Source organism: Bacillus sp. R45 (assembly GCF_021729365.1).
Taxonomy (GTDB): Bacteria; Bacillota; Bacilli; order Bacillales; family Bacillaceae; genus Bacillus; species Bacillus velezensis.
Genome location: NZ_CP091421.1, coordinates 3779739 through 3802607 on the forward strand (window position 1 = coordinate 3779739; position 22869 = coordinate 3802607).

At 48.4% G+C, this 22869-nt stretch carries 20 protein-coding genes; 4 read left to right on the forward strand and 16 right to left on the reverse strand.

The window, feature by feature from the left end:
• Positions 1 to 10: 10 nt before the first annotated feature.
• The 14 genes from yxdM to iolA form a co-directional block, all read right to left on the reverse strand.
• The gene (yxdM, locus tag L3V45_RS18770; RefSeq protein ID WP_004393253.1) at positions 11 to 1879 is read right to left on the reverse strand and encodes an ABC transporter permease YxdM; all 1869 of its coding nucleotides are present in this window, start codon (positions 1877 to 1879) and stop codon (positions 11 to 13) included.
• The gene (gene yxdL / locus L3V45_RS18775; RefSeq protein WP_004393250.1) at positions 1854 to 2627 is read right to left on the reverse strand and encodes an ABC transporter ATP-binding protein YxdL; all 774 of its coding nucleotides are present in this window, start codon (positions 2625 to 2627) and stop codon (positions 1854 to 1856) included. The genes yxdM and yxdL overlap by 26 nt, the downstream gene beginning before the upstream one ends.
• 144 nt (positions 2628 to 2771) lie before the next feature.
• Entirely contained in the window at positions 2772 to 3749 is a 978-nt protein-coding gene (gene yxdK / locus L3V45_RS18780) for a two-component system sensor histidine kinase YxdK (protein WP_004393249.1), read from the reverse strand.
• The gene (gene yxdJ, locus L3V45_RS18785; RefSeq protein WP_004393241.1) at positions 3746 to 4435 is read right to left on the reverse strand and encodes a two-component system response regulator YxdJ; all 690 of its coding nucleotides are present in this window, start codon (positions 4433 to 4435) and stop codon (positions 3746 to 3748) included. Before yxdJ ends, yxdK begins: the two co-directional genes overlap by 4 nt.
• A gap of 108 nt (positions 4436 to 4543) precedes the next feature.
• Entirely contained in the window at positions 4544 to 5416 is an 873-nt protein-coding gene (gene iolJ, locus L3V45_RS18790; protein WP_236837201.1) for a 6-phospho-5-dehydro-2-deoxy-D-gluconate aldolase, read from the reverse strand.
• A 2-nt stretch (positions 5417 to 5418) separates the two neighbouring features.
• Positions 5419 to 6261 carry a 2-keto-myo-inositol isomerase gene (iolI, locus tag L3V45_RS18795; RefSeq protein WP_004393239.1) on the reverse strand — a complete coding sequence of 281 codons (843 nt, stop codon included), beginning with the start codon at positions 6259 to 6261 and terminating at the stop codon, positions 5419 to 5421.
• An 87-nt stretch (positions 6262 to 6348) separates the two neighbouring features.
• Positions 6349 to 7218: a sugar phosphate isomerase/epimerase family protein gene (locus tag L3V45_RS18800; protein WP_015387482.1), complete on the reverse strand. Its 870-nt coding sequence runs from the start codon at positions 7216 to 7218 to the stop codon at positions 6349 to 6351.
• Between the two features lie 18 nt (positions 7219 to 7236).
• Positions 7237 to 8271, reverse strand: coding sequence for a bifunctional inositol 2-dehydrogenase/D-chiro-inositol 1-dehydrogenase (locus L3V45_RS18805; protein ID WP_004393236.1), 1035 nt, complete (start codon positions 8269 to 8271; stop codon positions 7237 to 7239).
• A 22-nt stretch (positions 8272 to 8293) separates the two neighbouring features.
• Positions 8294 to 9589 carry an MFS transporter gene (locus L3V45_RS18810; protein ID WP_014306129.1) on the reverse strand — a complete coding sequence of 432 codons (1296 nt, stop codon included), beginning with the start codon at positions 9587 to 9589 and terminating at the stop codon, positions 8294 to 8296.
• A gap of 12 nt (positions 9590 to 9601) precedes the next feature.
• Positions 9602 to 10498, reverse strand: coding sequence for a myo-inosose-2 dehydratase (gene iolE / locus L3V45_RS18815; RefSeq protein ID WP_004393234.1), 897 nt, complete (start codon positions 10496 to 10498; stop codon positions 9602 to 9604).
• A 15-nt stretch (positions 10499 to 10513) separates the two neighbouring features.
• Entirely contained in the window at positions 10514 to 12427 is a 1914-nt protein-coding gene (iolD, locus tag L3V45_RS18820; RefSeq protein WP_015387478.1) for a 3D-(3,5/4)-trihydroxycyclohexane-1,2-dione acylhydrolase (decyclizing), read from the reverse strand.
• 24 nt (positions 12428 to 12451) lie between these two features.
• Positions 12452 to 13444 (reverse strand): 5-dehydro-2-deoxygluconokinase, encoded by a 993-nt coding sequence (gene iolC / locus L3V45_RS18825; RefSeq protein WP_014306131.1) that lies wholly within the window; start codon positions 13442 to 13444, stop codon positions 12452 to 12454.
• 23 nt (positions 13445 to 13467) lie between these two features.
• Positions 13468 to 14283: a 5-deoxy-glucuronate isomerase gene (gene iolB / locus L3V45_RS18830; protein WP_015387476.1), complete on the reverse strand. Its 816-nt coding sequence runs from the start codon at positions 14281 to 14283 to the stop codon at positions 13468 to 13470.
• A gap of 73 nt (positions 14284 to 14356) precedes the next feature.
• Positions 14357 to 15820: a methylmalonate-semialdehyde dehydrogenase gene (gene iolA / locus L3V45_RS18835; RefSeq protein ID WP_014306132.1), complete on the reverse strand. Its 1464-nt coding sequence runs from the start codon at positions 15818 to 15820 to the stop codon at positions 14357 to 14359.
• Positions 15821 to 16257: 437 nt separating this feature from the next.
• On the opposite strand from iolA, the gene L3V45_RS18840 reads away from it, so the two are divergent.
• From L3V45_RS18840 to L3V45_RS18850, 3 genes are all read left to right on the forward strand, one after another.
• The gene (locus tag L3V45_RS18840; RefSeq protein WP_004393223.1) at positions 16258 to 17013 is read left to right on the forward strand and encodes a DeoR/GlpR family DNA-binding transcription regulator; all 756 of its coding nucleotides are present in this window, start codon (positions 16258 to 16260) and stop codon (positions 17011 to 17013) included.
• A 77-nt stretch (positions 17014 to 17090) separates the two neighbouring features.
• Positions 17091 to 18023, forward strand: coding sequence for an aldo/keto reductase (locus tag L3V45_RS18845; RefSeq protein ID WP_236837202.1), 933 nt, complete (start codon positions 17091 to 17093; stop codon positions 18021 to 18023).
• Positions 18024 to 18143: 120 nt separating this feature from the next.
• Positions 18144 to 19532, forward strand: coding sequence for a sugar porter family MFS transporter (locus L3V45_RS18850; protein WP_004393218.1), 1389 nt, complete (start codon positions 18144 to 18146; stop codon positions 19530 to 19532).
• A 41-nt stretch (positions 19533 to 19573) separates the two neighbouring features.
• Here the strand turns inward: L3V45_RS18850 and htpG are convergent, their stop codons facing one another.
• Entirely contained in the window at positions 19574 to 21454 is a 1881-nt protein-coding gene (htpG, locus tag L3V45_RS18855) for a molecular chaperone HtpG (protein ID WP_060657884.1), read from the reverse strand.
• A gap of 171 nt (positions 21455 to 21625) precedes the next feature.
• A complete protein-coding gene (locus L3V45_RS18860; protein WP_014306134.1) occupies positions 21626 to 21874 on the reverse strand; it encodes a hypothetical protein in 249 nt (82 codons plus the stop codon).
• Between the two features lie 128 nt (positions 21875 to 22002).
• Here L3V45_RS18860 and L3V45_RS18865 point away from each other — a divergent pair, with 128 nt between their 5' ends.
• Positions 22003 to 22824, forward strand: coding sequence for an SDR family oxidoreductase (locus tag L3V45_RS18865; RefSeq protein ID WP_004393214.1), 822 nt, complete (start codon positions 22003 to 22005; stop codon positions 22822 to 22824).
• The last annotated feature ends 45 nt before the right edge of the window (positions 22825 to 22869 follow it).

A 22869-nucleotide genomic window follows, 5' to 3' on the forward strand; every position in this document is an offset into this window, starting at 1 on the left:
TGCACTCCCCTTACTTGTTCATTTTTTTCAAATAGCTTGTCCGCACCGCGAGGAAGAACAGAAGCTGAAAGATGAAAAACCCTCCGATGGTCAGACTGAGCGGCCCCGCTACATCGGAATAGCCTTCCACCGCTAATGTTCTCAAAGCAAACAGCGTATGCATGACGGCAATGACGAAAGGAAAGAAAAAGAGAATCGCCAATTGTATCGTCACGCTTTGTGCCATTTCACGCTCGCTCAGACCGATTTTGGCCAATGAGCGGTAGCGCTCCCGGTCCTCATCTAAATCGGTGAACAGCCTGAAATATAAGAAACTCGCTGCCGCGACAAAGAAAACGATCGCGATAAACAGGCCGATGAATAAACTCAGGCTCGGCAGCTGCACCGTATCATAGTACGTCCCGGCTTTTGCCATAAAATCAGAATGCACATCGATATAGTTGCCGTAAATCTCATTTTTCAAGGATTGGCTGATCCCAAGACTGTCTTTCCAATGATCATAGCTGTAGCCGTATAATGACGCTTTCTCACCGAGTGATTTCAGCTGATCAAAGGTTTGATCGTTCACCGCGATGATGGCATTCAATGAAATCAGCGGTTTTTTGACTTCTTTTACCGTCAGTTTTTGGTCAGACGGCTTGCCTTTTTGGTTCAGCAGCTTCAGCTGATCCGGCGCGTCGTTTTTGAAATTGCGGTCATACGTGCCCGGGAAATAGACAGCCTCATTATGTTTCAGGCCGTTCAGCTTAACATGGAAGTATGTTGACACATCCGATTCGCTGATCATGTAAACAGGCGGAACAGTATCTCCTTCCTGATAGCGGACATAGGAAACATTTATTTTGTCTTTCTTATACGTAAAGCCGTGTGTTTTCAGTTCATGGTCAATATCTTTCAAATGAGTCTGTTCTTTCGGGTTATTGCTGAAAGATAAATACTCCATCTCATAGGCGGACTCTTCCGCCCCGACGGTCGATTTGTACATCGCGAGCACGCCCGTCGCCGTAAAGGCAACCGCGGAAATAATACTGACGATAAAGAACAGGCGGGCGTTGTCTTTTAAACGATAGACAAGGTCAGAAACCCAAATAACATTTTTCCCGCGCAGATAAAAGGTTTTCCACTTCTTCAGCGCGCGCAGAATCCAGATGCTGCTTTGGCTGAAAAAGAAATACGTGCCGATGACGGTAAGCAGTAAAATGATGAACGGCTCGGTCCCGTGGACATTGCCTTTCAGAACCATGCCGTACCCGCCGCACAGGCAGGCGATGCCGAATAAGGACAGAAGCACGGACGGCTTCGGCTCCGGCTTGATCTTGTCAGTGCCCTTTATTAATTTGATCACCGTATTTGATCTGACAAAAAGGATCGTGAACTGCGATAAAAGGAAAAATAAGAGCAGAAATCCGCCGGCCGTAATGCCGAGCGCTTTCCAAGGCATGTACAGAGGCAGCGCGTCCATTTCTAAAATATAAGCGCCGACCGTAAAGAACGTTTTCGAAAAAATGAAGCCTCCGATAATCCCCGCTGCGATCGACATGACGCCGATGATCATGTTTTCCGCCGTAATGAGCTTTCTCAGCTGCACCGGCGTAATACCCTGCATCAGCAGAATACCGAATTCTTTATTTCTCGATTTCAAAAATGCGTTAACCGAATACAGAACAAATAAGAAAGAAAAAACAAAGATCATCCATTCCGCGGCGGTTAAGCCTTTTTTGGCGATGTTATTCAGGTAGCCTTCCTTTAGTGCCGGATGAAACAGGAACATCGCAAAGGTAAAGAAAATCAAAACGGAAAAGGCGCTGCTCAAGAAGAATGCAAGATAGGCCCTTTTGTTTCTCGTGACGTTTTTATAAGCGAACTGAAGAAAGGTCATTTGCGTTTCCCCCCAGCATAGACAGCACATCAAGAATCTGCTCATAAAAGACTTGGCGGTTTTCCCCGCGGTAAATCTCATTAAACAGTTCGCCGTCTTTTATAAAGATGACGCGGCGGCAGTAGCTTGCCGCAACCGGATCGTGGGTCACCATCAAAGCCGTGACATGATCATCCTGATTCAGGCTCTGCATCGTTTCCATGACGTCTTTTGACGCTTTGGAATCAAGGTTTCCCGTCGGTTCATCGGCCAGAATAAGTGACGGCTTATGAATGACCGCTCTTGCGATGGCGGCCCGCTGGCGCTGTCCGCCGGATACTTCAAACGTCCGTTTATTGAGCAGGTCCTCGATTCCGAGCTTTTTCGCGATGCCGTGCAGTTTTTCTTCCATGACAGACGGCGCTTCTTTTTCAAGCGTTAACGGCAGCATGATATTTTCACCGATTGTCAGCGTGTCCAGAAGGTTGAAATCCTGAAACACAAATCCGAGCTGCTTGCGGCGGAAATGAGCGAGCTTTGTCCGCTTCAGCCGGTGCGGGTTTTCTCCGTGAATCAGGATATCGCCTGAATCCGGCCGGTCGATCGTTGAAATGATATTCAAAAGTGTTGTTTTTCCGGAGCCGGACGGTCCCATCACCGCCGTGAACCCGCCTTCTTCTATTGAAAATGAAATTTGTTTTAAAGCTTGATAGGATACTTGTCCTTTATAGGTTTTATTTATATGTTTGACTTCAAGCATATTCGCCATGAGAATCCTCCTTATGGTTTTATTCTTGTTGATCTGGGCTGCTTTCATGTAGTGCCGGGGCATTCAGCATAAAAAATCCCCTTGACGTAAATCCATGTTATCAAGGGGAAACAGAATGAGCTATGTTGTTTTCTTAACGCAGTCTTACATTTTTGTAAGAAATGAAAATCGGACCGATGTCCCTTCACCGGGGGACGAGCTGATGTCCACCGTATGATTGAGCTTGCCCGTAATTTCTTTGACGAGATGGAGGCCGATTCCCGTAGATTCTTGGAAACGCCGCCCGTTTTCGCCGGTGTAATAAGGGTCAAACACCCGCTTGATATCTTGCGAGGGAATGCCGACACCGTAATCTTTGACTTCAAGCATCGTCCTGTCTTCATCGCGGAAGACATTCAGCTCCAGTCTGTCACTCTTGCCCGCTGAATATTTGACCGCATTTGTGACGACTTGGCCGATCGCAAATTTGAGCCATTTGGCATCGGTGTAAATCTGATGATCATCGCGAATATCCATTTTCGGATAGACGCGGTATTGAATAAAAAATCGTTTATAGCTTTGAATGACCGATTGGAGAAGCTCTGATAAGGAAACCGCTTCGACTTTAAAATCCCGCTCAAACAGGTCAAGCCTTGATGAATAAAGGAGCGTCTCCAGCCCGAATTCAATCTGCCGGACCTCTTTTTTGATTTGTTCAAAAACGGGCTCATCCTCTTCCTGAATGATTAAATTAATGACCGACAGCGGCGTTTTTACTTGGTGCACCCATTGATTCATATACGTCACCCGCGCGTCGAGCTTGGCTTCGGTCTCGTAGAGCTTCTGGTGCTGCAGCCGGGTCAGCTCCATCTGCTTTTCATACAGCTCTGAACAGAACACTGAAGAACCGAGATACGGGATGTCCGTCCCTTCCTGCTCCGAGCTGAGCCAATGATACACACCGCGGTCTTTGTACCAGCGATAGGCAAGATACCCCGCCAAAATAAGAAGCTGCACGCCCAATATGTAAAACAGGTGGGAAAAAGAATGAAGACCCGCAAACCAGTAATAAAAGAAGACAAACAGCCCTTGAAGGAGAAAAAGCAGAATCAGCACGGCATGAGACCGGAGAAACAGCTTCATGACAGCGCCCTCAGCTGGTAGCCTTCGCCCCGCACCGATTCAATGGAAACAGGCGCGTTCAGCTCCCGCAGTTTTTTTCTGAGCCGCGTGATATACACGTTAAGCGTATTATCATCGACGAAAATGTCGGTGTCCCACGTTTTTTCCATGAGCCGGTCTCTTCCCGTCACCTTTTCTCCCCGCTCCAGCAGCACTTCCAAAAGCTTGCTTTCTTTTTTAGAAAGCTCGCTTTTTTCGTCCTGAAAGCGCAGTTCAAACCGTTCCACAAAGAGCTGCACACCGGCATATTCAACCACTTTCTCTCCCTGCTTGGCGGCGTACTCTCCGTATGCCCTGCGGATCTGGCTTTTGATTTTCGCCAGCACAATATCATAAGAAAACGGTTTTTCGATATAATCATCTCCGCCGTTTTCAATCGCCATCACCTGATCCATTTCCCCGCTTCTGGCTGAGATGAAAATGATCGGGCTTGTAGAATGCTGGCGGATCTGGCGGCACCAATAATAGCCGTCATAAGACGGCAGGTTGATATCAAGCAGCACCACATCAGGCTTTTCGCGCAAAAAGACATCAAGAACAGCCGTGAAATCTGCGGCGGCCACGGTTTGATATCCGTATTTTTCAAGGTAATTCTGCAATAGTCCGCGAATGTCTTCACTATCTTCCACAATCATGATTTTATTCAAACTGAACCACTCCCGTTTCTTACACTGCTGCCATCATCATAATCGTTTCGGGCGTACGGACGCAACACCGCACAAAAAAAACCGCCATCTTGGCGGTTTCCGTTTTCTTCAGCCGACCTGCTGTTTTACGGCTTTACCGGCTGATCCGAACTCTCTCATTTTGCTTCGCACCGTCTCTTCCACGGCTTCAATGCCGGGTGTCAAATAGCCGCGCGGTTCGTACAGATCGCCGTTTTCCTGAAACATGCGGCGTGTTTCGTCTGTCCAGGCTACCATACATTCCGTGTTGATATTGATTTTCGCGTGGCCGAGCGTGATGGCTTTTTTGATCTGATCCTGAGGAATCCCGGATGCTCCGTGGAGAACGAGGGGAATATCAGTCATGCGGGAGATAGCCGCCATTTCTTTAAATCCGAGATTCGGCTCGCCCTGATATTTGCCGTGGACGGAGCCGAGGGCGGCGGCCAGCGCGTCGATATTGGTTTCTTTCACGATCCGCTCACATTCCATGATATCGGCATAACAGACCCCGCCGACAAGTCCGTCTTCCATGCCGCCGACCGTGCCGACTTCGGCTTCTACTGAGACGCCGTGCTTTGCGGCATAATCGGTGACTTCTTTTGTCATCGCGATATTCTCGTCAATCGGCTGATGGGAGCCGTCAATCATCACTGAGCTGAATCCGGCGTCAATGGCCTGTCTGCAGCGTTCCGCACTGCTTCCGTGATCAAGATGGAGCACGACGGGAACGGTAATCGCCATTTCTTCCATTAACGCGCCGACCATGGCGGAAATCGTTTTAAATCCGCCTAAATAGCCGACCAGACGATCGGAAGCCGCGGCGATGACCGGCGATTGCTCCTTTTGCGCCGCTTGCAGAATCGCCTTCGTCCATTGGAGGCCGTTGATATTAAATTGGCCGACTGCATAATGCTCCCGTTTCGCTTCTGCAAGAAGATGTTTCATGGTGACAAAAGCCATGTTCACGCCTCCTTCATGAAGTATTTTGATACGACGGCTTCCGTTGTTTCCTTTGCCGTTTTGATCGTTTCCTCCGCAGTCAGCTTATAATATTCAGGTCTGAACAGCTCTACGGAGACAACATCATTGAATCCGATTTCTTTTAACGCTGACAGATGGGCGTCTAAGTCAATCGCACCCTGCCCAGGCCAGACGCGGTCTTCATCCGTTAAAAAGCCGATCGGAAAGTCTTCTGTATCGTCGATATGATAGATGAAAATTTTCTTTCCGTCCGCCTGCTTCAAGCTCTCAATATTGGAGCCCATCGCGTGGAAATGGAAGCTGTCAAACACCAGTCCGACATTATCGCGGCCGACAGCGTTCACGATGTCATACGCCTGTTCAAATGTATTGACCGTGCATTGCGGGTGGCCGACAAATTCAAGGGCAATGTTTACGCCGTACGGCTCCGCGATGTCCGAAAGCTCAGTCAGCACCTCTATGCTGCTCTTTTTGATTTCTTCTTTCAAGATTTTCCGCTCTGTCACAAGCGGCACGGCCACCACATATTTCACGCCGAGCGTCCTGCAGGTTTCCATCATTTTTTTGAATTCCGAAATGATCTCCCTATAACCCTTCTCATCACGATTGTTGAAGAAAACCAGGGCGTTCAGGGCAAGCGGTTTAATGTGATGGGTTTGAAAATATTCCGCCAGATCGGCCAGTGAATGGTCTTTTAAGTATTCCGGCAGCTTATCCATTGTGCGGATTTCGATATAATCATAGCCGTGCTTTTCGCACAGTTCTAAATCCTGTTTCAGGTTTGAATTCTCCAGCGTAGTCGCTTCATTAAAGCAAAGTTTCATGTCAGCCTCTCCCTTCCGCGTTTTCGATATGAAGGGAGTCCGGCTGAAGGGCTTTTTTGCCCCGCTCCGCCGAACTCCATACTCAGCTTATGCCATACCCAGTTCTTCCTTTAATTTCTTAAGCGTGGTCCGGCTTGATTCATCCGCTCTTTCGCCGACCCAAGCAAACACGGCGTTCGTCGCAATTCCGTCGAATTTCATCTCTCTCATCTTTCTGAAAATCGTCTCAAAATCGACCTCGCCTTGCCCGATGTCCAGATGCTGGTGAACCGTTACTTTCGCATCAGGCGGATTGACGATGTAACGCAGGCCGTGCGCCGCTTTATGATTAAAAGTATCTGCAAATAAAACATGTGTGAGGCGGTCGCCGGCTTCATCAAACATGGTTTCGATATCGCCTTTGCCGTCATCATAGAAGAACGTATGCGCAGTCGAGTAGACAAGATTGATCCAATCCTTATCGAGCGCGCGGATCATATCCATCGCACCTTTGTGCGTTTCGATAAAATCGTATGGATGGGCTTGAAGATTGAGTTTAACGCCTTCTTTTTCAAAGACGGGCAGCAGCTCATCCATGGATTTGATGAATTTTTCTTCACTTGTCAACGGATCATACTTTGAACCGCTGAATTCACTGTTCATCAAATCCACTTCAAGTTCAACCGCAATTTCGATCGCCCGTTTCCAGTTGCGTACGGCGGCCTGGCGGCGGTCTTCATCAGGACCCGCCCAGTGGTAAAGCGGAAGAAGGGAGGACAGCTTCACACCTGTATCCTTTAAAAGGCGCTTCAATTGTTTGATTTTTGCTGAATCGACTTTCGGATATTTATAGAAAGGACAAAAATCCTCGCGCGGGGACAGTTCGATATATTCGTATCCGAGTTCCGCCGTTTTATAGACCATTTCCTCTAATGTTAAATCATCGCGGTACATGGATGGATCTAAGGCCAGTTTCATTTTTTCACTCCCGATCTATTATTTGTTCACAGTCGTAAATGATTGATAGAATGCCGGTTTCTCTTGAAGCGCCACTGGCTCTTTCTGTCCGGATTCCTGAGCTTTTACGCACGCGTCTGTTGTCACCGCGGCAATATAACCGTCCCATGCCGTCGGACCGCTGACTTCGCCTTTCTTCCGGATCGAATCAATGAAGTCCTGAATTTCCACATCATACGCAGCCGCAAATCGGCGCTGCCAGTCCATCAGAATATCGGTGCTGAATTTTCCTTCTTTTCTCAAGCTGATGCTTGACGGTTCCGGAAGCTTAATGACGCCGTCTTCCCCGACGATCTCACATTGAATGTCATAGCCGTATTTACAGTTCACATAGATTTCTGCATTGATGACGATGCCGCCTTTTGTTTCGATGATGACCATCTGCGGATCTTTCAGATGCGGCAGCGCATTTTTTGATTTCTTCGGATAGATGACTTGTACGGATTCATAGTCGTCATTGACAAGCCAGTGGAGGACATCAATTTCATGAACGAGCGTATCGACGACGGCCATGTCCGTTGAATAATTCGATGCGACTGTCGGGTTGCGGTGCGCACAGTGAATCATCAGCGGCTCGCCGACCGCACGGTTGTCGATCGCTTCTTTCAGCTGAACGTAACCGCTGTCATATCTGCGCATGAAACCTACCTGCACCAATCGTTTTCCCGTCTTCATTTCTTCCTCGACAATGCGCATACAGCCTTCTGCCGTTGTCGCAAGCGGCTTTTCACAAAACACGTGCTTGCCGTGCTGAATCGCTTTCAACACGCTGGATTCGTGAGCCGGGCCCCAGCTTGTCACTAAGACGGCATCCACATTTTCAGCAGCGAGAAGGCTGTCGTCATCAGGATAAACCGAGGCGTTCAAATTGAAATGCTGAACGGTCTGCTGCGCGGCCTCCTGATTCACATCTGTGACAGCGGTAATTTCCGCGCCCGACAGCTTATTTGTGATGCGGTTGATGTGCTCTTTTCCGATAGCACCGGTTCCGATAACACCTATACGTAAATTCATTGATCGCCACTCCTTCTGATAATCAAATAATGGTTCTCGTCTTTCTTTTCTCTCTGCCGTCCTGAGGAGCACCGTACAGTTCCTCCTGTATCTGTTCAAGCGACTTGCCGGACGTATTCGGTGCGAAGACAAGCCCGATGATCATACTGGCCGTCACACATATGAGCAGAATACCGGCCATAAAACCGATGCCGAATTGTGACATGATGACCGGCACAAATAAACTCCAAATGCCGATTGAAATACGGACGAGAAAGAACATGAGCCCTTGTGCTGACGCTCTGTGTTCTGTCGGGAACAGCTCGCTTGCCCACAGCTGGTAGTTCGCCTGCTGGCCGGCTCCGTTATTGATGCCGATCGCTAAAACAAACAAAAGCAGCATCGGGAGTCCCTGAAACGGCAGCAAAAACAGCGACCAGCCGACAACAGCCATAAAGGCGCAGATTCCGAACACCGTTTTCCGATATTGATCTGCAAAAGGCATGAAGATACAGGCGACGCCGAGCCCGGTGAAGATAAACAGGGCCATCTGCAGAATGTTGGCCGTATTTGCGGATACGCCGCCGACCTGCTGGTAGATGTACGGCATGAAGAATCCCATGACGCCCGCGGCGAGATTCCATACGAGAAACACACCCATTAAAAACAAAATGTTCTTGAAAAATTTCGGCTGAAGCAAGTCAAAATAAGATGTTTTTTTCACGGCGGCAGGCCGCTCTTCACTGTTTTTCCAGGCATCCGACTCAGGTAAACGCTTTCTTATCACATATGTGATCAGGGCGATCACCAATAGATGCGCAAAGACAATTTTATTTCCTAAAAGCCCGAGGTCACCGACCAAAACGGATAACAGCAGAACCACAACGGCTCCGGCGGCCCACGCCACCTGCGCCACTCCGCAATGCCTCGCCCGGTTTTTTTCGGGGGCGTTTTCCGCGATAATGGTCCATGAAGCCGTAATATCCGCGCCTACAGAAATCCCGATAATCATGTATCCGCATAACAGCATGGGAAAGTTGAATCCAAACAAAACCAAACAAATTCCTAAAGCGTAGACGAGCATACTGTTTGTGTATACAGCTTTTCGGCCGACCTTATCAGCCAAATACCCGCCGAGCAGCGCTCCGATGGCCGCTGATATCGCGTTTGCGCTGAAGGCGCCGAGCAATCCGATCTGACTGTCGGACAGCTTCAAGTAGCTGACCCACATAGATAAACCCGCTGATCCTGCCACGATGGAACCTGCATCAATGTAATTTGCTAATGCTGCGGCGATGGTCCGTTTGCTGAAAGCTGATTCCGCCTTGGCACTATTCATATAAGTCCCCCTCTAATTTGCAGGATCAAGCAGTTCACTGTCGATGTACTTTCTCGCAATCAGCGCGTACTCAAGCGGATTGGCGACTGCCGGGTCTTGTTCGGCTTCAATGACGATCCAGCCTGAATAATCATGACGGACGAGCGTTTGGTACACTTCGGTAAAATCGATGCATCCGTCTCCGGGCACCGTAAAAATGCCCTGTAAAAACGACTGCCTGAATGACTTGCCTTCCTGTCTGCACCGCTCCATAATGTCAAACCGCGCGTCCTTGAAATGAACGTGTCTGATCCGATCCATATGCTTGTTGAGAATCGTCATATAGTCTCCGTCTGAGATATAGGCATGGCCGGTATCATAAAGTAAATGGACATACCGCGGGTCCGTTCCATCCATCAGCCGGTCAACTTCTTCCGCCGTCTGGACGCCTGTGCCGAGATGATGATGAAACGTGAGCTCCAGCCCGTATTCGTCAGCGATTTTCCCGAGACGGTTCAAGCCTTGGCACAGTGTATCCCATTCTTCATTTGAGAAGTGCGGTTTTTTCTTAAATACATCAATATCCAAGCCCTGGACACTGTACGTCTGTTCAGAAACGATGGCGGCATCCGCTCCGACTTTCTGCAAATAATCACAGTGTTCTGTAAATTGTTCAGCCGTTTTTTCAATACCGTCTTGAATGATAAAGCTGCTGAACCATTTCCCCGCAATCCGCAAGTTCCGGAGAGCAAGCTCCTTATTGAGGACGGAGGGTTCAGGGAAAAACCCTCCCACTTCCGTACCTTGAAAACCGGCGACAACAATATCGCTTAACAAATGCTGCAGCGTATTCCCGGCTCCGATCTCCGGCATATCGTCATTGCGCCACCCAATGGGAGCGATGCCCCACAAAATATTTTGTTTGCCCATCGTGATGCCTCCCCTCTAGTACTGCTTCGCAGACTTCAGCTTCATCTCTTTCGCTTCGTATGCCCGCTGAACGCTTTCCTGCTCAGACACTTCCGCCACGCCGACATGCCACCAGCTGTCATAGCCGTCCGTCATCGTTTTCGGCAGAACCTTCATTTCAATTAAAGTGGATACCTCTTGCGTTTTCGCATCTTCAAGCGCCGCTTTCAGTTCTTCAACCGTATTGGCTCTGTATGTTTTAGCGCCGTAGCCCTCTGCCACCTTCGCGTAATCAACGTTTAAAATCTGATTGTCCTCTGTGCGGAACTCGCAGAAATAACTGCCGCTCCCGTGATCCATCTGCAGGTTGTTGATACAGCCGAACCCGGAGTTGTCAAAGAGCAGGACATTGATTTTTTTGTTATATTGAAGCGCGGTAATCAGCTCTGAGTGCAGCATCAGAAAGCTTCCGTCGCCGACGAGTGAATAGACTTCTTTGTCGGGATGAGCCAGCTTGAGGCCGAGCGTGCCCGATACTTCATATCCCATGCAGGAATAGCCGTACTCCAGATGGTACGTATTCGGGACGTTGGAATGCCACAGCCGCTGCAGATCGCCCGGAAGAGATCCCGCCGAACTGATGACGACGCTGTCTTCAGGAATCGTGTCGTTGATGGTCAACAGCGCCGTTGTTTGCGGCAGCTCAGTCTCGAGCGCGTCGGCATACTCGTTTAACACGTCCTGTGAGAAATGGTTTTTAATTTCCGGCTTGAACGCGTCACGTGTAAAAGTGACCTTGCCGAGCCGGTCCCGTTCAGCCAGCCATTCATCTTTCCAGCCTTTAATCGCCGTGCCGAATGCACTTTTATATCCGTCTAATAAGCCGTGCAGCCTGCCGAGCGTCACTTTCGCATCGGCTACGACCTGAAACGCGTCAAGTTTGTATGCCTGCATGCGGCTGACATTGATATTCAAAAATTTTGCTTTGTCAAAATCAAACGCCGTTTTCGAGGATGTCGCAAAGTCCGTGTACCGTGTGCCGACACCGATGATCAGATCAGCCTGGCGGGCGGCTTTGTTTGCGGCAAGTGTGCCCGTGATGCCCATGCCGCCCAGATTGTTGGCAAAATCGGCTTCAACCGTTGACTTGCCGGCCTGCGTTTCGACAAGCGGAATGCCGTATGTTTCAGAAAGCGCGATTAATTCCTCACGCGCGCCGGAGTACTTCGCGCCGCCGCCCACTAAAATGACGGGACGGCTGCTCTCCTTAATTCTCTCCGCGGCGCCTTTCAGCTCACGCTCGCTCGGCTGCATCCGATCAATGTAATGAACACGTTTTTCAAAGAAGCTTTCATCAAAATCAAATGCTTCTCCCTCTACATCCTGAGAAATGCAGATGGTCGCCGGGCCCGCTTTTGCCGGATCTGTCATCACTTCAAATGCCCGGATTAAGCTGCTCATCAGCTGCTCGGGGCGGGTGATGCGGTCCCAATAGCGGGACACGGGCTTTAACGCATCGTTTGTCGTGACGGCGGCGCTGTATTCCTGCTCCACCTGCTGAAGCACCGGGTCAGGCTGCCTCGTCGCAAAGGTATCGGCCGGAAGCAGCAGCACCGGGATATGATTGGCCAGCGCCGTACCCGCGGCAGCCGTCAAGTTAGCGGCACCCGGACCGACCGATGTCGATACCGCGTAAATTTTTCTTCTCAGCATCTGCTTGCTGTATGCCATCGCGGCATGCGCCATGCCTTGTTCGTTTTTGCCTTGATAGACTTTCAGGTGCCCGGCGTCCTGCTCAAGCGCCTGCCCGATCCCCAACACATTTCCATGGCCGAAAATCGTGAAGATGCCCTCAACGAACGGCTCTTCTTTTCCGTCAACATGAATGTACTGCCGGTTCAAGAATTGAATCAGCGCTTGTGCTGTCGTTAAGCGAATTGTCTTACCCACAAACGATCCCACCTTTTATACGTTCTATTTACCGTTAAGACTGTGTTGCGCTTCAATCAGTTCGATGATTTCACCGGCAGCCGGCATTGCTTCTGAGGAGCTGTGTTTGCTGACGACGATGGAAGCGGAAGCGCTCCCGTATTTTAACGACGTTTCAATATCCCGGCCGCTGACCAGTCCGTAGATGAAAGCTGACGCATAGGAATCACCCGCTCCGAAGGTCTTCAGCACCTTTGTTTTATAGGCGTGCGCCCGGAAAACTTCTCCCGATCTGCTGTATGCGTATGATCCGTCAACGCCGTGCTTAATGACGACAAGGTCGGCGGAGTGCGCAAACAAATGGCGGACGGTTTCATCGTTATTTCCGCCGCTGCGGTTTTCCATTACGTCAAATTCGTCACGCGTACCGATGACGATATCGGATTGTTCCGCCGCCAGCGTGTAGTACACGGCTGTTTCTTCTGCCGATTGCCATGTATACGGACGGTAGTCGAGCTCAAACACGACTTTTACGTCATGTTTTTTTGCGATTTGCACCGCTTTTAAGACGGCTTCGCGCGACGGGCTTTTCGCAAGCGCCGTACCTGATACGAGCAGCATTTTAGCGTTTGCGATGTAGCCTTCATTGACTTCGGACGGTTCTAGATACAAATCCGCCACGTCATCCCGGTACATCAGAATGCTGCACTCTTCAGGACTGAGAATTTCCGTAAAAGCGAGCCCGGCTTTGCGTCCTTCTCTGTCAACGGTCATTTGTGACGTATCGACGCCCTTTTCCTGCATATAAGAAACGATAAATCTGCCGTGCTGGTCATCCGGGATTTTGCCGATAAAACCGGCTTTTAATCCGAGCTTAGCGCTGCCGATCGCAATATTTGCCGGGGAGCCGCCGACATATTTAGAAAACGTCATCGTTTCTTCCATCGGCCGGTTGTATTCCGCCGCGTTCAAATCAATACACGCGCGTCCGATCGCGACAATATCAAACTCTTTTTCTTCATTAAACGTATATTTCATCGTTATCTGCCACTCCTCACTTGTCAGCGTTCCAGAATCCATTCATGGGCCGGATCATTATGAAACTTCCATTTTCGTGTCGGTCCCGCCATTACATTCAGGTAGTAAGAGGTATACCCGTCCGGAACACCAACCGGGTGATAGCCCGCCGGCACGATGACAACGTTTTCATTTTCTGCGGTCATCGTCTCGTCAATCGAGCGGTCGTCCGTGTACACACGCTGGAAGACAAATCCCTGCGGCGGGTCCGTTTCATGGTAATAGGTTTCTTCTAAAAATGATTCAGCCGGCAGATTGTCTTGGTCATGTTTATGAGGCGGGTAGCTCGACCAGTTGCCGCTGTCCGTGTAAACTTCAACAACGAGAAGGCTGTTTGCCGATGGATCTGAATCGGGGAGAATGTTATGAACGGTTCGTTTGTTTGCCAGCTTGCCGCGATGTTCCACACCGTTGTCTTCCGCTTTAATCAGCTTTGTGGGAAGCTGGTGTTCGGACGGAGAGTAGCACAGCGCGACCCTCGCCCCGCTGACGGCTGTGATTCCAAAAGAGCGGTCATTGGACACATAAACGCTGTCCGTCGGTTTTCTATCAAATACGCTTTCACGGGTGCCGATGCTTTCAAATGTCTGATCATAATCAGTGACGGTAACTTTTCCAGTTACCGCAACGATGCAGCACTCCGTCTTTTTCAAATCTTCTGTATAGGTTGAGCCGGGAGCGAGATCAACGACTTTAAATCCGACGTATTTGAGGTCTGAATTGGCTGAAGTGACGTCATGTATGATGGTCACGCCTTGAGAAATTTCATCGGCCTGCGGTTTGCGCAGCAAATGACTCATGTTTATTCCTCCTTAATGGATGGTAAAAGAAAACCCGGACGGAATCACAAAGCCGTCCGGGCCGGCTGTCTGATCAATTGAAGTCAGGAGACGGGTATCGTGCCGTCACGACTTTTTTACGTGTATAGAAGTCGACGCTGTCTTTTCCGTTTGCGTGCAATGTGCCGAAGAAAGAAGACTTCCAGCCCGAGAACGGGAAGAATGCCATCGGCGCCGGGACGCCAAGGTTGATCCCGAGCATTCCCGCGTCAATATTCTCACGGAAGTAGCGGATCGCGTTCGCATTTGACGTGAACAGGCAGGCGCCGTTCGCAAATTCAGACTGGTTGGCGATGTCAACCGCTTCTTTTAAATTTTTCACACGCATGACCGACAGAACAGGCGCAAAGATTTCATCTTTCCAGATCGTCATATCCGTCGTCACGTTGTCAAAAATCGTCGGTCCGACGAAATAGCCGTCTTCCGTTACATGTTCACGGCCGTCACAAAGCAGTTTCGCTCCTTCTTCGATGCCTTTTTCAATATAGCTGTGCGTACGGTTTTTGTTGTCCTCGCGGATGACCGGGCCCAAGAACACGCCGTCATCCAGTCCGTTTCCGATCTTGATGTCTGCGGCCTTTTCCTGTAATTTCGCCATAAACTCATCGGCGATTCCCTCTTCAACCGTCACGACCGCGCATGCCATGCAGCGCTCTCCTGCCGAACCGAATGCCGCGCCGATAATGTTTGTGACCGTATCTTCAAGGTGGGCGTCATTTAACACGATCGTATGGTTTTTTGCGCCCGTTAACGCCTGCACGCGTTTCAAATGTTCGCTGCCTTTTTTGAAAACATACTCGCCGACAGGTTTTGAACCGACGAATGAGATGGCTTTAATCTCCGGATGCTCAAGAATGCCGTTTACGACATCATGCGCGCCGTGCACGACATTGAAGACGCCCTTCGGCAGACCGGCCTGTTCAAACAGCTCTGCCAGTTTTTCCGTTAACAGCGGCGTGCGCTCAGACGGCTTCAGAATAAAAGTGTTTCCTAATGAAATCGCCATCGGGAACATCCAGCAGGGAACCATCATCGGGAAGTTGAACGGTGCGATACCGCCGACCACCCCGATCGGATAGCGGTAGTTCGCCGCCTCTACATCTGTGGCGATAGAGGCAAGTGAATCGCCCATCATGAGTGACGGCGCGCCTGCTGCGAATTCGACGTTTTCAATTCCGCGTCCCACTTCACCGAGTGCTTCTGTCGTGTTTTTACCGTTTTCCAAAGTGATCAGACGGGCAAGCTCTTCTTTGTTCTGCTGGAGAAGCTGCTGATAGTTAAATAGAATTCTCGCACGGCGCGGCACTGCCGTCTTCGACCATGTTTTAAACGCTTCTGACGCTGAGCGGACGGCGTATTCCACATCCTCCCGCGTAGAAATCGGAACCTGGCACATCACTTCTTTTGTAGCCGGATTGACAACGTCTTCATATTGATCTGTCTTACTTTCAACCCATTCACCATTGATGTAGTTTTTCAGTTTTCTGATCTCTGCCATTCTCATTGCCTCCTTAAATAGTAAACATCCCTGGGTAATAACGGATGAATATATTCATCTTTTACATATAAAAGACATGAATTAAACGCTTACAAATGCTAAAATGATGGTGGCTCCCAATCTTTTCATGTAAAAGTTGGTCATGTGCCGGATAAAGCAAACGGTTACATCTTTTACTTTTGATTTTACAGGTTATATTTTGGTCATTTCTTGGTTACATTGTAAGCCCAACACACCTTCAAGTCAATCTAAAAAATCAAAATTTTTTCATTATTTTTATCATACTTTTTTTAAGCGGGAAAACAGGAACTTGGAGAACCGTGTCGAATTGTACGGTGGGAACCCTCTTTTTTATCATTTGTTAAGTAACTATTGATTAACTCTTGGTGTTTATTATATATTTTAATTACTTTAAGAATTCTAGAAGGAGTTTTTTTATGAAACTGATGCGGATTCAGGAGATGGAAGAATACATTCTCAAACACGGAGCCACTTCGCTGGATGAGCTGTGCGAGGTATTCAACGTCTCTAAAAACACGGTCAGACGCGATATTAATAAGCTTGCGGAAAAAGGGGTGATCAAAAAGGTGTACGGCGGCGTGACGTCAGCAGAAAAATCTGTGCTCGTCCCTTTTGAGAACCGCACCATTCAACATCAGGATGAAAAAATCAAAATCGCCCGCTATGCGTCGCGGTTTATCGAGGATCACGATCTTGTATTTATTGATTCCGGCACGACGACCAAATCGATGCTGGAGACGCTTGATCCCGACAAGAATGTAACGGTGTTGACGAACAGCCTTGATATTATTAACGCCGCTTCATCCATGAAAAATATCGACCTGATCATCATCGGCAATAACTACAAACGGAAGACAAGGTCGTTTGTCGGCATTGATGATCCGAGCACACTCAATAAATACAACATTAACAAGGCGTTCATGTCCGCTACCGGGACAACGATCACCCACGGCCTGACGAATTCCGACTTACTGGAATACGAGGTGAAAAAGAAAATTTCCGAAAAGGCGAACGAAGTGTATCTGCTCGCGGATCATTCCAAATTCGGCAAATCCACGCTTTTGACATACGCGCCTTTCGACCGGCTTCACAGCATCGTCACTTCTCAGCAGCTCGATGAGGAATATACGAAGTATTGCCAAGAGCACCAAATCGACATTCACTTGGCATAGCGTTATAGTTAATAGAGAACGCTGCCGTATTTTCCCGGCAGGCGCTATGATATCCAATTTTTTCAGGGGGCGAAAACATGAGCAAAGTAACAATCGGCAAAACTGACCTAAAGGTATTTCCGATCGGTTTGGGAACAAATGCGGTCGGCGGACACAATCTCTATCCGAATCTGAATGAAGAAACGGGAAAAGAATTGGTCCGGGAAGCGATTAAAAGCGGCGTTACCATGTTAGATACCGCCTATATTTACGGTGTGGGCCGTTCTGAAGAATTGATCGGCGAGGTGCTGAAAGAATATAACCGCGAGGATGTCTTCATCGCCACAAAAGCCGCTCACAGAAAAGAAGGCAATGACTTTGTTTTCGACAACTCACCGGCCTTTTTGAAACAATCGGTCGAAGACAGTCTGAAACGCCTGCAGACGGATTACATCGATTTATTCTACATCCATTTCCCGGATGAGCATACACCGAAGGACGAAGCCGTTCAAGCATTGAATGAGCTGAAAAAAGAAGGAAAAATCCGTTCCATCGGCGTATCCAATTTCTCTTTGGAGCAGCTGAAAGAAGCCAATAAAGACGGCTTAGTCGACGTGATTCAAGGAGAATACAACCTGCTGAACCGTGAGGCGGAAAAGACTTTCTTCCCTTATACGACAGAACACGGCATCTCATTCATTCCGTACTTCCCGCTCGTATCCGGACTGCTGGCCGGCAAATACGACGAGAACACAACCTTCCCGGAAGGCGACCTGCGCAATGATCAGGCGCATTTCCAAGGGGAGCAGTTTAAAGAAAACATCAAAAAAGTCAACCAGCTCAAACCGATTGCTGAAAAGCACAATGCCGATACGGCGCATATCGTGCTTGCCTGGTACTTGGCGAGACCTGAAATCGATATCCTGATTCCGGGCGCCAAACGCGCGGATCAATTAAAAGACAACATGAAAGCAGCCTCCATTACGCTATCTCCTGAAGAAATCGCGTTTATTGACAAGCTGTTTTCCTAAGAAAAATAACACGCCTTTTTGAAAGGGCGTGTTTTTTTATGTTTATATTTTTCTCTTCGGGGAATGAAATAGTTATCTAAATAAACTATTATGCGTTCCAAAAGATGAGGAGGATCATCTGTGAAGAAAAACACCAAAAAATACCTGATTTACTTTTTCGGAGCATTGGGCGGGCTGCTTTACGGCTATGATACCGGTGTGATTTCAGGGGCTTTGTTATTTATTAACAATGATATTCCTTTAAACACGCTGACCGAGGGATTGGTCGTCAGCATGCTGCTGCTCGGTGCGATTTTCGGGTCCGCCTTAAGCGGGACATGCTCTGACCGATGGGGCCGGAGAAAAGTGGTTTTCGTCCTTTCACTCATTTTTATTATCGGCGCGCTTGCCTGTGCGGCTTCGCAAACCGTCACCATGCTGATTATCTCCCGTGTCATACTCGGGTTAGCCGTCGGAGGCTCAACGGCGCTGGTTCCCGTTTATCTATCTGAGATGGCGCCGACAAAAATACGCGGAACGCTCGGCACATTGAATAACTTAATGATTGTAACCGGAATTTTACTCGCATATATTGTGAATTACATATTCACCCCGTTTGAAGCTTGGCGCTGGATGGTCGGTCTCGCGGCAGTACCGGCGGCGCTTTTATTAATCGGAATCGCGTTTATGCCGGAATCTCCGAGATGGCTCGTCAAACGCGGCCGTGAGCAGGAAGCCAGACAAGTCATGGAAATGACTCACGACAAAGAGGATATCGCCGTTGAATTGGCGGAAATGAAACAAGGAGAAGCCGAGAAAAAAGAATCTACGCTCGGCTTGCTGAAAGCAAAATGGATCCGTCCTATGCTGCTGATCGGGATCGGCCTCGCCATCTTCCAGCAGGCGGTCGGTATCAACACGGTGATTTACTATGCGCCGACCATCTTTACAAAGGCCGGACTCGGCACTTCGGCGTCCGTTCTCGGCACGATGGGCATCGGTGTCTTAAACGTCATCATGTGTATCACCGCCATGATCTTAATTGACCGGATCGGCCGGAAAAAACTGCTGATGTGGGGAAGTGTCGGCATTACCTTGAGCCTGGCGTCACTATCAGCCATTCTCCTTCTGGCCGGCCTGTCAGCTTCAACAGCTTGGCTGACCGTGCTGTTTCTCGGAATCTATATCGTCTTTTATCAGGCGACATGGGGTCCCGTCGTATGGGTTCTGATGCCGGAGCTGTTCCCGTCAAACGCACGCGGAGCCGCAACCGGATTTACGACATTGATTCTGTCGGCAACCAACCTGATCGTTTCGCTGGTATTTCCGCTTATGCTGAGCGCAATGGGCATCGGCTGGGTGTTCGGAATATTCTCAGTCATCTGCCTTACATCCTTCTTCTTTGCCGCTTACATCGTTCCTGAAACGAAGGGCAAAAGTTTAGAAGAAATCGAAACGCACTTGAAAAAACGGTTCTCCTTAAAGAAGCGCAGCAAACAAAATCAAATTCTTAAACAGCGCACACTGTAATCAAAAAAGGAATCGCCCCGCTGGGCGATTCCTTTTTGGCGTCATACCATGACTTTGCAGATATCATTCGTAAACTCGACCGGATCATGGAGCGGCAGCCCTTCAATCAGAAGCGCCTGATTGTACAGCAGGTTTGTGTATAAAGCAAGCTTTTCCCGATCTTGTCCGTGCGCGTTCTTTAACGTCTCAAACACTTCGTGATTCGGGTTGATTTCCAGCACTTTTTCCGCTTTGACCTGCTGGCTGTCAGGCATGGCGTTTAACACTTTCTCCATTTCGATCGTCACTTCGCCGTCTGTCGCAAAGCAGACCGGATGAGATTTTAAGCGTTTTGAGGCTCTGACATTCTTGACTTTATCCGCAAGAATCTCTTTCATGCTTTCGAACAGGTCTTTATATTCGTTTTCTTCGGCTTCAGTCTGCTTATCATCTTCGTCACTGTCGATGCCTAAGTCGGCGCTTGAGACGGATTTGAACTCTTTTTCCTCGTAGCTTGTCAGCATTTTGATCGCGAATTCATCAATATCTTCCGTGAAATATAAAATTTCGTAGCCTTTGTCCGCCACCATTTCAGTTTGCGGCAGCTTTTCAATCCGCTCATATGAATCGCCGGACGCGTAATAGATATATTTTTGATCCTCAGGCATTCTGGACACATATTCGTCCAGAGTGACGAGCTTTTTCTCCTTAGATGAATAGAAGAGAAGCAGATCTTTTAAGACGTCTTTATTCGCGCCGAAATCATTATAGACGCCGAATTTCAGCTGTCTGCCGAAAGATTCATAGAAAGATTCGTATTTTTCCCTTTTGTTCTTCAGCAGGCTCTTCAGCTCGGCTTTGATTTTTTTATTGATGTTTTTCGCAATCAGCTTCAGCTGGCGGTCGTGCTGCAGCATCTCTCTGGAAATGTTCAGCGACAGATCCTCAGAATCCACCATGCCTTTTACAAAGCTGAAATGATCCGGAAGCAGGTCGGCGCATTTGTTCATGATCAGCACGCCGTTGGAATACAGCTCCAATCCTTTTTCGAATTCCTTCGTATAATAGTCAAACGGCATGTTTTCCGGAATAAACAAAATCGAATTGTAGCGTACCGCTCCATCGACGCTGATATGCACGTGGGTCAGCGGTTTATCAAAACCGTAATGCTTCTCGGCGTAAAAAGCCTCGTAATCCTCATCCGTCAGCTCGCTTTTGTTTTTTCTCCAGATCGGCACCATGCTGTTGACCGTCTGTTCTTCCTGAACTTCTTCAAATTCGTTCTCGCTGCCCTCTTTCGGCTTGTTGACCGTCTCTTCCATTTTGATCGGGTAGCGGATAAAATCAGAGTACTTTTTCACGATCGCTTTGATGCGGTAGTTTTCTAAAAACTCATCATAGCTTTCATCTTCTGTGTTTTCTTTTATTTTCAGGGTGATTTCCGTACCGACGGTTTCCTTGTCACACGGCGCGATCGTGTAGCCGGCGGCCCCTTCCGACTCCCATACATACGCCTCGTCACTGCCGAGCGCCTTACTTTTCACCGTGACTTTATCAGCCACCATAAACGCCGCATAAAACCCGACGCCGAACTGGCCGATAATGTCATGGCCGTCTTTCGAGTCATTTTCTTGCTTGAAAGCGAGTGAACCGCTTTTCGCAATCGTGCCGAGATTCTGTTCAAGCTCGTCTTTTGTCATCCCGATACCGGTATCTGTGACGGTGAGCGTTCTCGCTTCTTTGTCCGCCGTCACTTTTATATAGTAATTGTCTTGATCAAACGTTAATGAATCATCGGTTAACGCCTTGTAATAGATTTTGTCAATCGCATCGCTCGCGTTGGAAATTAACTCGCGGAGAAAAATTTCCTTCTGCGTGTAAATGGAGTTAATCATCATGTCCAGCAATCGCTTGGATTCTGCTTTAAACTTTTTTTTCCGCACTTCAGATCTCTCCTTTAATTATGCTTTGATGTTATGTAAAATCTTTTCAGCATCTATTTATCATATACAGTGACAATTGTCAACTAGGATTAGCAGATGCATATATTGTAAATTTAACATGTTAATGGATTCATTTCACCCATTTTATCAATAAAAAAGAGAGAATGTTGATCATCCTCTCCTCTCTGCTTCTTTCCGGCGGCCGAATTCCTTCTTCATCCATATGTATGACGGGTAGAAAAACAAACTAAATAAGATAAGAGATCCCAAGTTTCGCAAAGACTCATGCAGAACATTTCTTACAGTGAGAGGAAACGTGATGTCCTGAAACAGAATAGAGATAACGGTGTAAATCACAAATCCCATAGGAACAATGGCATAACAATAAAACGCTATCTCCTTCTTATGCTGTATCTTCAAAATATGTAAACCTCCCAATGATGTATATACATAATATTAACATATTTAATAGGTATTTAGAAACAAACCTCCGTATGTTTATCCCCCTATTCAGCGGGAACAGGTATAGAAAAAGGAGGAATCGCAATATGGGAAGATTAACAGACAAAACCGCAATCATCACAGGGGCCGCGACAGGCATCGGACAAGCGACGGCACGGGTTTTCGCCGATGAAGGCGCCCGCGTGATCTGCGGTGACATCAATGAAAGCGAACTGAATGAAACCGTCAGCGCCATCAGAAAAAACGGCGGAGAAGCAGAAGCCTTTCACCTTGATGTATCAGATGAAGAAAACGTAAAGTCTTTTGCAGACGGCATTCAGCAAAAGTACGGAACAATTGATATTCTGTTTAACAATGCCGGTGTTGACCAAGAGGGCGGCAAAGTCCATGAATACCCGGTCGACCTGTTTGACCGGATCATCGCCGTCGATCTGCGCGGCACATTTCTGTGCAGCAAATACCTGATTCCGCTCATGCTCGAAAAAGGAGGCTCCATCATCAACACCTCCTCCATGTCCGGCCGGGCCGCAGACCTTGACCGTTCCGGCTATAACGCCGCAAAAGGCGGAATCACGAACCTGACGAGAGCGATGGCCATTGATTACGCCAGAAGCGGAATCCGCGTCAATTCCTTATCGCCGGGTACAATTGAAACGCCGCTCATTGATAAATTGGCAGGCACGAAAGAAGACGAAATGGGCGAGGCGTTCCGTGAAGCCAACAAATGGATCACGCCGCTCGGCCGGCTCGGAAAACCGGAAGAAATGGCGGCTGTCGCGCTCTTCCTCGCTTCAGACGACAGCTCTTACGTCACGGGAGAAGACATCACCGCAGACGGCGGCATCATGGCATACACTTGGCCGGGGAAAATGCTGATTGATAAGAAGTGGAAGGAAGAGACGGAGTGACGATAGATAATAAAAAAAGCCAGTGTAAAAAAAACACTGGCTGAA